10 protein-coding genes are annotated in these 13067 nt (G+C 50.9%); all 10 read left to right on the forward strand.

Features of this window, described 5'->3' with window-relative positions; all coding sequences use genetic code 11:
* Positions 1–222 precede the first annotated feature (222 nt).
* The 10 genes from H6F90_RS17095 (at position 223) to murI (ending at position 12392) form a co-directional block, all read left to right on the forward strand.
* On the forward strand, positions 223–555 hold the full coding sequence (locus H6F90_RS17095; protein ID WP_190553552.1) for a hypothetical protein: 333 nt from the start codon (positions 223–225) through the stop codon (positions 553–555).
* A gap of 687 nt (positions 556–1242) precedes the next feature.
* Positions 1243–2154, forward strand: coding sequence for a transposase family protein (locus H6F90_RS17100; protein WP_190553553.1), 912 nt, complete (start codon positions 1243–1245; stop codon positions 2152–2154).
* Between the two features lie 145 nt (positions 2155–2299).
* Positions 2300–2482 (forward strand): hypothetical protein, encoded by a 183-nt coding sequence (locus H6F90_RS17105; RefSeq protein WP_190553554.1) that lies wholly within the window; start codon positions 2300–2302, stop codon positions 2480–2482.
* A 46-nt stretch (positions 2483–2528) separates the two neighbouring features.
* Entirely contained in the window at positions 2529–4940 is a 2412-nt protein-coding gene (locus tag H6F90_RS17110) for an ATP-binding protein (RefSeq protein WP_206756189.1), read from the forward strand.
* A 48-nt stretch (positions 4941–4988) separates the two neighbouring features.
* The gene (locus tag H6F90_RS17115; RefSeq protein ID WP_190553556.1) at positions 4989–5693 is read left to right on the forward strand and encodes a PD-(D/E)XK nuclease family protein; all 705 of its coding nucleotides are present in this window, start codon (positions 4989–4991) and stop codon (positions 5691–5693) included.
* A gap of 175 nt (positions 5694–5868) precedes the next feature.
* Positions 5869–6504 (forward strand): HPP family protein, encoded by a 636-nt coding sequence (locus H6F90_RS17120; protein WP_190553557.1) that lies wholly within the window; start codon positions 5869–5871, stop codon positions 6502–6504.
* A 165-nt stretch (positions 6505–6669) separates the two neighbouring features.
* On the forward strand, positions 6670–7482 hold the full coding sequence (locus tag H6F90_RS17125; RefSeq protein WP_190434786.1) for a carbon-nitrogen hydrolase family protein: 813 nt from the start codon (positions 6670–6672) through the stop codon (positions 7480–7482).
* A gap of 90 nt (positions 7483–7572) precedes the next feature.
* Complete coding sequence (locus H6F90_RS17130) at positions 7573–9078, forward strand: cation:proton antiporter (RefSeq protein ID WP_190553669.1); 1506 nt, start codon at positions 7573–7575, stop codon at positions 9076–9078.
* Positions 9079–9616: 538 nt separating this feature from the next.
* Positions 9617–11449 carry an N-acetylmuramoyl-L-alanine amidase gene (locus H6F90_RS17135; protein ID WP_190553558.1) on the forward strand — a complete coding sequence of 611 codons (1833 nt, stop codon included), beginning with the start codon at positions 9617–9619 and terminating at the stop codon, positions 11447–11449.
* A gap of 22 nt (positions 11450–11471) precedes the next feature.
* Positions 11472–12392 carry a glutamate racemase gene (gene murI / locus H6F90_RS17140; protein WP_370588038.1) on the forward strand — a complete coding sequence of 307 codons (921 nt, stop codon included), beginning with the start codon at positions 11472–11474 and terminating at the stop codon, positions 12390–12392.
* Positions 12393–13067: the final 675 nt, after the last annotated feature.

Genomic DNA, 13067 nt, shown 5'->3' on the forward strand with positions numbered 1-13067 from the left:
CTCTCTAACAAAGCCTCAAACTCTTTGGGGGTGAGCCCGGTTAAACTACACAAGGTCTGCGGTTTGGTTCGTAGTTCCGCATATGTCATTTTCATCTACCGACCTCATTCCAGGTGCACGGTATAATTCTAAGTCCTAATTTCTGATAAGGTTTATAGTGCGTGGCTAAACTTTAAGCTGATTGTCTTATTGGGAGCACTTTCCAGGTTAGGGTTGGCTTACATGACCTTGATGGCAATTGTTGGAGCGGTGGCAGGGCTAAGTTTTGCCCTCTTGCTCGGCTTTGTGGTCTATCGTTTGGGAAGCTCTAGGAACGATGATGAAGCCAATTTGATTCTCTCCTGTACGCTAGGGGGTTGGCTTATTACCCTCTTACCGCTGGTCTTAGTAGCGATCGCTGCAGTGACATGCAACCAAGAGCCAGAGAATTGTAGTTATCCCGTTTTATCCTCTATCGCTGCTGGCTGGGCCGTTTTAGCGGTTGGGACTGTACCATTCTTAGGGTCGATCCTAGGAGCAGTGACATATTGGCGATCGCTGAGAAGGCGGGAGTAGACAAAGTGAAAATTGCTTGTAAACTGCGGTGCCCAGGAATCTTCTGAATCACCTAAAGGGGTATTCCTGCACTGTTCATCTGGGTAAAAGTCGTTCGTTTCAAACTGTGAGTGCTAACTCCTACTAGCCCCAAGCGATCGCTTTCTCCAAGCAGTTGCTAGTCGTAAAAAGCTGAAGGGATAATGCTAATCTTTGTCGCGCTCCTCTTCAGCTTCTTCTGGGACCCGCTTTGGCACTTCTTTCTCAGCTGCTTGCTGCTCTTTTGCCTGTTTTTTCTTCGGACCTCGCTTTTGCTTCTTGACTCCTTGATGGGGCCGCTTGTTTAGTTTCCCTTGCCTCTCAGCTTTGTCAGGAGATAGGTAAGCTGGGGTAGAAGTAGGTACTGACTGAGTTGTAGGGAAACTGTCAGAACTGAGTACTCAAATTGAGGGTAGAAGCCCCTGCCTGATAAACTAGCTTCTGCCCTCAACTTCCGTTTAGTCAGCCTTCGATGAATTGTCCTCACTGCAGCTCGGCTCACACCACTCGATTGCAACGCACTACTGATTTAGGTTACGCGATGTATCGCTGCAAGGCGTGCTATCGCACCTGCAATGAACGCACCGGTACCCCTTTCAATTTCATTAGACTTCTTCAAAAATAAGGCAATCAGACAAAATAGAGGGAGCAGTGCTGTCAGGACGAATCATGAAGCAGGCATTCCTCAACCGTCTGTTGCATCTATTCAACGCCCATCCTGAACAAGGTAAACGGATGGTAGGGCTCGGAGCAAACACGCTTTGGGAACTGTGGCAGCGGACGGCAGAAGCGGAACGGGCTAAACGCCTGAGGCAGGCTCAACGCCCTGGACGAAAACGACAGGGGGGTGGAGGGCGTAAAAAGGATGCCGCCGTTCTAGGTCGGTTGTTGGTGACCCTAGTTTACCTGCGGCAACACTGGACCATGCAAGCGATTGCTGTCACCCTCGGTTGTGCTGAAGCGACGGTCTGGAACTACATCCATGAAATGCTGCCCCATCTGCGTGAGCACCTACCTGCGAGTTTGCTTGAACAATGGCAGCAAGAATGTCCCAGTGTCGAACGCGCAGAGCTAGAGCAGTGTTTAGCCGAACTGCCAGAGGGAGCCTTGCTGGTCGATAGTTGGGAGCAAGCGATTCCGCAACCCACCGATGAGCAGGAAGAGTATTACTCTGGCAAACAGAAGGAGCATACGCGTAAAAATCAGGCGATTGTCCTTCCGAAGGGTGTGGACCTCGTCGATGTCATCTTGGGAGAGAAGGGACCCCGTAGTGACAGCAAGCTGTTTGAGCAAACGCAGGACGAATTGCCAAACCACCTTTCATTCATCGGCGACAGAGCCTATGTCGGTCGTCGCAATACCACCACAGCGTATAAGAAGCCACCGAAAGGAGAGTTAACGCAGGAGCAAAAGGAGTTTAATCGCTACCTGAGTCAAAAGCGAGTGTTTGTGGAACATGTGATTCGAGTAGTTAAAATTTTCCGGATTGCCAAAGAAGAGTTCCGGATGCGTTCACGGATGTATGAGACCGCGATTGGTTGTGTCTGTGGCCTAGTCCGGTTACGGGTGCAGTATGTCTGAAATTAGGGTTTTAGCAGCTTGACCTACCCACTTTTCTTATTTTTGAAGAGGTCTATTAGATACTTGTACGATCGTCCTTAGAAGCACCTCAAGAGCAGCACCTCAAGAGCGATCGCGTAGCTTAAGTTTAAGGAATTTGCTCTAAATGGTGCTTCCAATCATCCGGAGTGCTTCTATAACTTTAGATATAGATAGCAAAATTTTTGAGGTTTCGCGGTCGCATGGCCGCCTCCAGGGCAGATTGACAGAAGTCACTCCGCTTCAGCCGACTGAAACTTCCACAGCATCTATGGAAGCCCTCAATTCTGCTACTGTGACTGGCGATTAGTGTTTGGTTCCTAGTGTTTGAGAGCAATCTCAACCAAGATTTGCTGATGAAAGATGAAGACAAAACCAGAGAGCAACTCCTCGACGAAATTGCAGCACTACGGCAGCAGAATCATGAAATAGAGGTTTTGCATCAGTATACCCAGGCACTAAAGCAAGCAGAGGCTGAGCGCCAACAACTGCTGTTGCGCGAGCAGGCCGCTCGGACAGTCGCAGAATCAGCCGAAAGACGAGCCGCATTTTTAGCAGAAGCCAGCCGAGTTCTGGCTAGTTCTCTCGATTACGAAGCGACCTTGGAAAGTGTGGCTCAACTCGCCGTCCCGCCGATCGCTGATTGGTGTTTGGTGGATGTCTTAAATCAAGACGGGACCTTGCGACGCTTAGCCATTGCCCACCTCGATGCCACGAAAGTAGCCCAAGCTTGGCAGCTAAATCAGCGTTATCCTCCCCCAACTGACGCTGCCTCTGGGCCTGCCTATGCAGTGCGAACGAGAGCCTCAGAACTGATTCCTCAGCTCTCTGAGGAGATGTTAGTTGCTTATGCTCAGAACGCTGAACATTTAGAGCTGTTGCGGAGTTTGAGTTGCCAATCTGCAATGGTGGTGCCGCTGATTGCTCGCGATCGCGTCTTAGGCGTGATTACCTTCGCCACGGCTGAATCAAAGTGGCAGTACAACACAGTAGATCTGGTTTTGGCAGAAGATTTAGCGCAACGAGCCGCGATCGCCGTAGACAATGCTCGTCTCTATCAAACCGCCCAAGCCGCTTTGCAAGAACGAGAAGCAGGATTGCGGCTCCAGCAAAGCGTTGAGCAAAAGCTGACTTTGTTAGTCGAAGCTTCTAGCACCTTAATTAGTTCTCTAGAGCTGACGGTACTGCTGCCTAAGATTCTAGACCTGTCTTGCAATCTAATTGCTGCTGATGCTTATGCCGTCTGGCGTTTCCTACCCTCCCTAAACAAATGGCAAGTTGTTTCAGCCGCCGGATTGTCTGAGGCTTACCAACAATCTGTGATTCAGGTGACAACTGCTACACCCACGATGCCAGACGAACCATTTGTGATCGAGGATGTAGAACAGTCGCCCCTCCTAGAAATGCGCAAAGCGGGCTATCGCCAAGAAGGAATCATGGCGCTCCTAGTACTACCGCTAAGAATTCATGGAGAAACTTCTGGGACTTTGGTGTTTTATTACCACCAACCCCACCCATTCCACGATACCGAAATCCGAGTGGGGATGGCCTTGGCTAACTTGTCGGCTTCAGCCATCGGCACAACCGAGCTATATCAGGAGCAGAAACGCCTACGCGCAGAAGCAGAAGCAGCTAACCGCATCAAAGACGAATTTTTGGCGGTGCTCTCTCACGAATTACGCACCCCTCTGAATCCCATTTTGGGCTGGGCCAAGTTACTCAGAGGTGGCAAGCTAGAACCCGCCAAAGTGGATTTAGCTCTAGAAACCATTGAGCGCAATGCCAAGCTGCAAACTCAGCTCATCGAAGATCTGCTCGATGTCTCTCGGATTCTCCAAGGGAAGCTGACCTTGACGGCTCATCCCGTGAATTTAGTAGCTGTGATTGCCGCTGCGATCGAAACAGTCCGGTTGGCAGCAGAAGCCAAATCGATTCGCATTCACACCCTCTTCGATGACGGCGTTGGTCAAGTTTTGGGGGATCAAAACCGACTCCAACAAGTAGTTTGGAATTTGCTGTCCAATGCAGTAAAGTTCACCCCTGCAGGCGGGCAAGTAGAAGTGAAGCTAGAACAAATAGGTAGTCAAGCCCAAATTCGTGTGAGTGATACAGGCAAGGGCATCGCCCCAGAATTTCTGTCTTATATCTTTGACTACTTTCGCCAAGCAGACAGCACGACCACTCGCATCTTCGGCGGCTTAGGTCTAGGACTGGCGATCGCTCGGCATTTGGTAGAACTGCATGGTGGTATGATTCAAGCTGCCAGCGCTGGGGAAGGGCAAGGAGCCACCTTTGTTATCCGCCTACCGCTGTGGCAAGTCGAGGAAAGAGATCAGCATGAATTGCTACCTGGGGATGCTGCCGTTCTCAGCCTGCAACCCTGGCTAACAGCCCTGAGAATTTTGCTGGTAGATGATGATGCCGACACCAGAGAAGTGGTGGAGTTCATCTTGAACCAAGCTGGAGCAACCGTCACTGCTGTAGGTTCTGCGGGAGCAGCCTTAGAAGCGCTGAGCCAAGCTCAATATGATTTGCTTTTGAGTGACATTGGCATGCCGCAAATGGACGGTTATATGCTGATTCGTCAAGTGCGATCGCTGCCTCTCGAGCACGGTGGCACCATTCCCGCGATCGCCCTAACCGCCTATGCAGGAGAGCTGAATCAGCAACAAGTGCTAGCGGCTGGTTTCCAACAACATGTCGCCAAACCCATCGAGCCTGATTATCTAATTAAGGCGATCGCCCAACTGATGGGACGAGTGGATTAGAGCGCCAGAGGCTACAAACTTCTAGAATAAAGCGTTTGCTCTTGATCTATGTCCTTGGAATCGCAGCGACTTCCTCACTACACCGCCAAAACAGTACGCGAAAACGGCAAACAATATTATGTCAATGACCAAGGTAGACGTTTGCCAAGTGTCACCACCATTCTCAATGCCACTAAACCCCAGGCTCATCGCGAAGCTTTAGCAAATTGGCGCGATCGCGTAGGAGCCGCCGAAGCCACTCGCATTTCTGGGGCGGCAAGTCGGCGCGGGACGGGGACCCACAAGCAAATCCAGCGTTATTTGTCCGGTGAAGCAGTGGTTTGCTCAGAAACCGTGCAACCTTACTGGGACAGTGTCGCACCCGTGTTGCAGGAAATTCACCAGATTCGCTTAGTCGAAGGCTTCGTATTTCATGAAGACTTGGGTTACGCCGGACAGGTAGATTGTATTGCTAGCTATCAAGGCGTGCCTTGTGTCTGTGAGTGGAAAACGGCAGATAAACCAAAGCAAACCATAGAGCGGCTATACGATTATCCCTTACAGTTAGTTGCCTATTTAGGCGCAGCTAACCAGCTATATCAAGACCACGAACTAAACTTGGCGCACGGATTGTTAGTTGTGGCTCTCCCTGGCCTGGCAGCCGAAGTATTTTGGTTTGACTCAGAAACTCTCGGCACCTACTGGCAAGAATGGGAAGCTAGAGTTGCAGAATTTTGGCGGCGGGCAAGGTATTGGAGGAAAGGGGAAGGATGAAGGAGGCGGGAGCAAAAGGTTAGAGCTTGGGAACTTGCGATCGCTGCTCTCTGCGCTGCTCTCTGCGCTAGGTATTATTGCCTTATTGCTCAAAAATCTGTAACATACAGAACAATTCATCATCAGATTTTGTGTATCACCTGTCCCCATAGACAAGGGCTTACACGACTCCCCTATGAAAAGCCACTTTCCCAACCTGCGTAGAGTAGAGCTAGATCAGTCATTACAAGCTTCACCCCCACGGCGTTTTAAGGCAAATAACATCAGGCGGTTTGTTCGGGTCAAGCGATGGCCTAAACGCTGGAACAACTATGTTGGCAAAATGCGGGGAACACCCATTCAACTGCCGCAGCCGAATTATAAATATGTGTTGTGGTCATGGTTGGGCGCTTTCTTAGCGATCGCCACCACCGGATACAGTTCGGCGATCGCGCAAGCCCCAATGTTGATTGCGCCGTTTGGAGCTACCTGCGTTTTAGCTTTTGCAGCGCCTGAAAGCCCTTTGGCTCAACCGCGTAATATCGTGGGCGGCCACTGTCTAGCGAGTCTGATTGGCTTAACTTGCCTGCATCTGTTTGGCTCAGAGGCTTGGGTGATGGCGCTGGCAGTAGCGACCGCGATCGGCTGTATGCAGTTGACTCACACCCTGCATCCACCCGCCGGAGCTGACCCACTCGTGATCATCATGACAGGGGCAAGTTGGAAATTTTTCTTTACCCCAGTACTGACAGGCTCGATTTTGCTGGTGTTATGCGCGGTCGTATTTAATAACCTGGCAGAAGACCGAAAATATCCTAAGTACTGGCTTTAGGAATTACGACCCAAAAAACGCAGCAAAAAGACGCGGCAAGCTAAGAATCGTTGCAGTCAAACCCAAAGGTGATAAACCATGCGACTTTGCAGGGGAAGATGGATATAGGCCACAATATTGGTTCTAGCTCACATTACTGACCTTGCATCTTTGTTAGCGACATCTATGAAGTCTTATCTGGCTGCCGCCATTCAAATGAATAGTCTGCCTAATTTGGAAAAAAATTTAGTGCAGGCAGAAGAACTGATCGACCTTGCAGTGCGGCAGGGCGCAGAATTAATCGGGTTGCCAGAAAATTTTTCCTTTTTAGGAGATGAGGACGCCAAGCTGGATCAAGCGGAAGCGATCGCTGTTGAGAGCGAAAAATTCCTCAAAACAATGGCTCAGCGTTTTCAAGTCACCATCTTGGGCGGTGGGTTTCCGGTTCCCGTCGGCAATGGCAAAGTTTACAACACAGCCTTGTTGATTGATCCGAGCGGGCAAGAGTTAGCTCGCTACGAAAAGGCACATTTGTTTGACGTTGACCTACCGGACGGCAACACATACCGCGAATCTAGCAGTGTACTCGCAGGCATGCGGGTGCCGCCCATCCATCCTTCTAAGGAGCTGGGCCAGATTGGGCTGTCGGTATGCTACGACGTGCGCTTTCCAGAGCTATATCGGCATTTGTCTCAAATGGGTGCGGAAGTGCTTTTTGTGCCTGCTGCATTCACAGCCTATACAGGCAAAGACCATTGGCAAGTTTTGCTGCAAGCTAGAGCGATCGAAAATACTTGTTATGTGGTTGCACCAGCCCAAACAGGTCGCCACAACAGCATACGGCAGTCACACGGACATGCCATGATCATCGACCCCTGGGGCGTGATTTTAGCGGATGCGGGAGATAAACCAGGGATTGCGATCGCCTCGATTGAACCTGCGCGTCTAGACCAAGTCCGTCGTCAAATGCCTTCCTTGCAGCATCGCGTGTTTGTCTAAATCCAGCGTTTCTGGCAGGACTCATAGCCTAGAGCAGATTAATTCTGTAAAGAAACCTGTAAATTAGACAGAATGAGTTCTGCGGAAGCAATGGCTGATTTAACTGCCTGGGTAGCCTCCTCCATCTTCTCCATGCCTTTTGTTCCTCCTGCTCCCTTGCTGGCAACGGCAGCGGAAACGGAGAGTAGTGCTCTCGTCCTAGCAGGAGTATTGCTGAGCTTAGTTGTCGTTTACCTAGCTAGCAAAATTGGTGGTGAACTTTGCGCTCGAATTAACTTACCGCCAGTTTTAGGAGAGCTGGTGGGCGGTGTTGTCGTGGGTGTCTCGGCCCTACATTTGTTGGTTTTTCCGGAAGGTGGGGCCGATGCTTCCACCTCCGTAATTATGAATTTCATCCAAATGACCACAGGCTTGAGTTCGGAAGCGATCGCGAGCCTGTTTTCCGCTCAGAGCGAAGTTATCTCGGTTCTGGCGGAACTGGGTGTTGTGATTTTGCTGTTTGAAATTGGGCTGGAATCAGACTTGAAAGAACTGATTCGGGTAGGTCCTCAAGCAGCAGTGGTGGCTGTGGTAGGAGTAGCTGCACCCTTTGCCGCAGGCACAATTGGGCTTATCACCATTTTTGGCGTGCCCACGATACCCGCAATTTTTGCTGGGGCAGCTCTAACCGCTACTAGTATTGGCATCACCGCGAGAGTTTTGGCAGAAATTCAGCGCCTCAGCTCACGTGAAGGCCAGATTATCATCGGCGCGGCGGTCTTAGATGACGTGCTTGGCATCATTGTTCTAGCGGTCGTAGCGAGCCTTGCCAAAACTGGAGAAATTGAAGTCGCGAATGTAATTTATCTGATTATCAGCGCCACAGTCTTCTTAGTAGGCTCAATTATCCTGGGTCGCTTTCTCAGCCCCTTCTTTGTCTCCTTGGTCAACCAGCTCAAGACCCGCGGTCAACTGCTGATTTCCGCCTTAATCTTTGCTTTCGTCTTGTCCTACATTGCAGCCGCAATCCAGTTGGAAGCCATTTTGGGGGCATTCGCGGCAGGCTTGATTCTGGCAGAGACAGAAAAACGTGGTGAGCTAGAAAAACAGGTCATCCCCATTGCCGACATGCTAGTGCCGATTTTCTTCGTCACTGTGGGTGCTAGAACGGATATTGGTGTCCTCAATCCAGCGATTCCCAGTAATCGGGAAGGGTTGATTATGGCAGCCTTTTTGATCGTGGTGGCGATCGTAGGTAAAGTCATCACCGGATTAACAGTGTTTGGTCAGCCCAACATTAATCGGCTAGCCATCGGAGTCGGCATGATTCCACGGGGTGAAGTGGGCTTGGTCTTTGCTGGCGTAGGATCAGCGAGTGGTGTCCTGTCTAAATCTTTAGAAGCAGCCATCATCGTCATGGTGATTCTTACCACCTTTGTCGCACCTCCTCTGCTGCGGCTGGTGTTTCAAAATGGCCCGGATGCCTCAGCCACTGAGCCAGCAGACTTGGCGTTGGCAGCAGGTCAGACTCAACCCTTGGCTGAAGCCGTTGGTCTACAAGGCGATCGCGTTGAATCAGACACTCTCGAATCCACCAGCGAGCCTGGGCAACATTAGCCAATCAGCTGAGACAACCGGTACATTTGGAGGATTTCCACCTCAGAATCCTGAGGAGGCTCGCTGTAGGTTGATTAACACTATTGGATGAAACTTGTGTGGCTGAGTCTGCGTCCAATCGCTTATCAATCTCAATTGAACAGGTGAGTTTGAGCGCAGCAGGCTGCTGCAAAACGATGGCCGAGTCCGTTGGCATCGTCGAAGCTGCAAGCAACGTCTGCAAATCATGCGTTTAACCGAGACTCTAACTTGAAAGATTGGTGGGTGTGAGGAATGTGGAGCAACAAGTCAGTTGCCAATGACCAATGGAATAACGCTGTTGGAGCAGTCTGGTTCAGGCAAGAGAGCCTACTAGCTAATCAACTTCTAGCTTCTAAGGCTGTGGTGTGACCTAAATCGTGGTATTTTTCAACGCAGCCTTCAAGTTTGAACTTAGCAGAGGAATATAGCCCAGCATGGGGTTTGGCTTACTGAATTGGGTTGATTTCCAACTCGCCAATAGCTTACAGCGACGCAATCCAAACGAGGAGAAATCACAGTGAGGCTTCACTGGCTACTACCCAGCTTTCTGGGCATTATTTTGCTGTCGTCCCCTGCAGAAGCGGCTAGACTACAGTCTTGGCAATTTAATGCCAATCAAAATCAACTTGATTTCACAACTGACGATGGGGTGCAACCCAGAGCGCAATTGATTGCTAATCCCACGCGCTTGGTAATTGACTTACCAGGTACTAAGGTGGGCGGAGCCTTGAGAAATCAATTGGTCGGCGGAGCCATCCGTTCTATCCGGGTCGGCCAGTTTGATCCTCAAACCACTCGCATCGTTGTGGAGCTGACACCGGGCTATACGCTTGACCCACAGCAAGTCAAGTTTCGAGGCCGTTCGGCCAATCAATGGTCTGTGCAACTGCCGACTCCTCAACCTGTATCGTCTAATACTCCTGGTGTCGTAGTCCCCGGTTCACCTGTCAACCCTACACCTCCAGCCACTTCCCCAGTAGTGACGGGGGCTACCACTCAAATTCAGAATGTCCAGGTCACCCCTGATGGCATCTTTGTCCGGACGACGGGTAGAGCTCCAGAGGTCGAAGTCGATCGCAGTAATAATGGACAGCAAATCGAAATTTCCCTTAAAGGGACCGCTATTTCTCCTCGCCTGACCCAGCGATCGCTATCGATTAACCGCTATGGAGTCAGTCAGCTTCAGGTGACTCAGGCCCAAGCATCTCCTCCAGTTGCACGCATTACCCTCAATGTGGCGAGAAGCAGCCCCAATTGGCAAGCGACAGTCAGTAACTTGGGTGGCGTAGTCCTGGTTCCCACCGGAGGAGTGACAGCAGCCACAGTCGATAGCCAGCGCCCCACCCCCAATAACTCGCGGCCAGTTCCCACCAGCCCTCCGGATACAAATCAGGTAGCCACCATTGAAGCGGTGGACCTAGAAAATAACGGTAATCAACTGCTGATTCGCGGCGATCGCTCATTCACCTATACCACTGGTTGGGACCGCAATTCGGGGCTATACCGGATTACACTCAACTCGGCTCGATTGGCTGATCGGGTGCGGGGTCCTAAATTGGATGCGAGCAGTGCGTTGCTACGAGTACGCGTGCGGCAAGAAGACCCCCAGACAGTCGTCATTTTGCTCCAACCCGCAGCGGGCGTGCAAGTTGGGGACATTAACCAGCCCAGCAACCAAATACTAGCTTTACAACTGCAACGGTCGCGTCCAACACCAGTGCTGCCTCCAGGTAGCACAGTCGGGTCTATTCCAGTCCCACCTCCCACCAACAGACCACCCACGACCAACCTGCCTCGCGTCCCCAACGGGCGACTAGTCGTGATCGTTGACCCAGGGCACGGCGGACCTGATCCGGGTGCCGTTGGCATTGGTGGGCTCCAAGAGAAGGGCATTACTATGGACATTTCCCGTCAGGTAGCCGCAAGACTACAGCAACAAGGTGTGCAGGCAGTTCTGACGCGCGAAGATGACCGAGACTTAGATTTGGAACCTCGCGTTGCCTTAGCAGAGCGAGCGAATGCTAGCTTGTTTGTCAGTATCCACGCTAACGCCATTAGCATGAGCCGACCTGATGTCAATGGGCTGGAAACCTACTATTACAGCAGCGGCGAACGCTTGGCTCGGACTATCCATAGCAACGTGCTTCAAGGGACTGGAGCCCGCGATCGCGGAGTTCGCTCAGCGCGATTCTTTGTGCTACGCAAAACTTCTATGCCTTCAGTCTTAGTAGAGGTTGGCTTTGTGACTGGTGCAGAAGACGCGGCTAGACTGTCAACGTCGAGTTATCGGACTCAAATGGCTGACGCGATCGCACGTGGTGTTCTACAGTACATCCAGCAAAACTTTTAGTTCCACCTGAATGCAACCATCCGTGTCTAACCACTCACAGCCGCACTCCACTTCCCTTCCTAGCGACAATTTGACCTCAGAGCCGCAAGCTAGTTTAGAACCCAGTCTGCCTACACCGTTTGCCACAGAACGACAGCGGGCCTACATTGGTGTGTTTGACAGTGGGGTCGGAGGACTCACAGTTTTGCGAGAGCTGTATCGGCAATTGCCCAACGAGTCAATCCTCTACTTTGGAGATACGGCTCGCCTCCCCTATGGCACGCGATCGCAAGCAGAGATTTTGCAGTTTGTGCGGGAGATTTTGACCTGGATGGTGCAACAAGGGGTCAAGATGGCAATCATGGCCTGCAACACCAGCTCAGCTTTGGCTTTAGAAGCAGTGCGGCGGGAGTTCAAAATTCCCATCTTGGGTTTAATCTTGCCAGGAGCCCGCGCCGCAGTTCAGCAGGGCAGCCGCATTGGTGTAATTGCCACTCCTGCCACCGCAGCTAGCAATGCCTACCGTCAGGCTGTTCAAGAAGTGGATGAAACGGCTGAAGTGTGGCAAGTGGGGTGTCCGGAGTTTGTGCCCTTGGTAGAGCAAAACCGCATTAGCGATCCTTACACCTACCAAGTCGCTCAGGAGTATTTAGCTCCGCTATTGCAGCAACAGATCGACACGCTTGTTTACGGCTGTACCCACTATCCTCACTTGGCACCTGTACTACGCAGCCTATTGCCCCCCTCTGTGAAGCTAGTCGATCCGGCAGTTAGTGTGGTAGCCGCAGCAGCCCAAGAACTAGAGTTACTCGGGTTGAGAAATATCCGGTTGCCGCTACCTACCCGCTTTTGTGTAAGTGGCAACCCGGAACAGTTCGCTCAAATTTCTGTCCAGTGGCTTGGATTCACCCCGACCGTCGAAAAAATCAATCTTCCAGAAGTACTGAGTCAAATTGTTTCTTGAACCACCGCTGAGCTGTTACCGCTTCTCTAGGCCAAGGCTGGAGCAACTCTAGTCTTGGTATTTTTTCTGGGCAGGGGGGAAGATTAAGACAGCGCAATTTGAGCGATCGCTAGCCTTAAAGCTACGCCACCACTTACTTCAAGCACTCAACTTCTAGAGTGCTCCGTCTTTCTGGCTAAGCAAAACAATTTAGCGTGGCACCTTAGAACTTCGCTGAGCCAACATCAGTAGCAAATAGATTGTAAATAAGTACCCTGTGGCTAGGAGCAGAATAATGGCTGGAATATCGTGATACATAAGACGGCTAGGAGCAAAGCGGGGGTTGGCGAAGGAAAGCAAGCTCAGACAAACAAAGCTAAATTAGCCTGCAAGAAATCACTGGTGTAGCCCCTAGACACACCAACTAATCTCTATCAAGTTGCTCAGCCTAACTGCCGCCTCTAGCCCCTCAAATTCTGGTTCGGCTACAAAAGACTAAGATTGTAAGCTACAACCCCAACAACATAAGTCTTTTGATTTAGGCAGCAGACAAAACTCCAACTGCCACTAGCATAAGGAGAAACCAGAAGACTGAACTGCCATTACCTACTGAGTATCTCAGTAGAGCAGACGATACAGCTACCCTGAGGCAACTCACAGTCTCAGTCGCTTTGTAAAGTATGAAATTGTTGAAAT

This window comes from Trichocoleus sp. FACHB-591 (assembly GCF_014695845.1).
In the GTDB taxonomy this organism is placed as follows: domain Bacteria; phylum Cyanobacteriota; class Cyanobacteriia; order FACHB-46; family FACHB-46; genus Trichocoleus.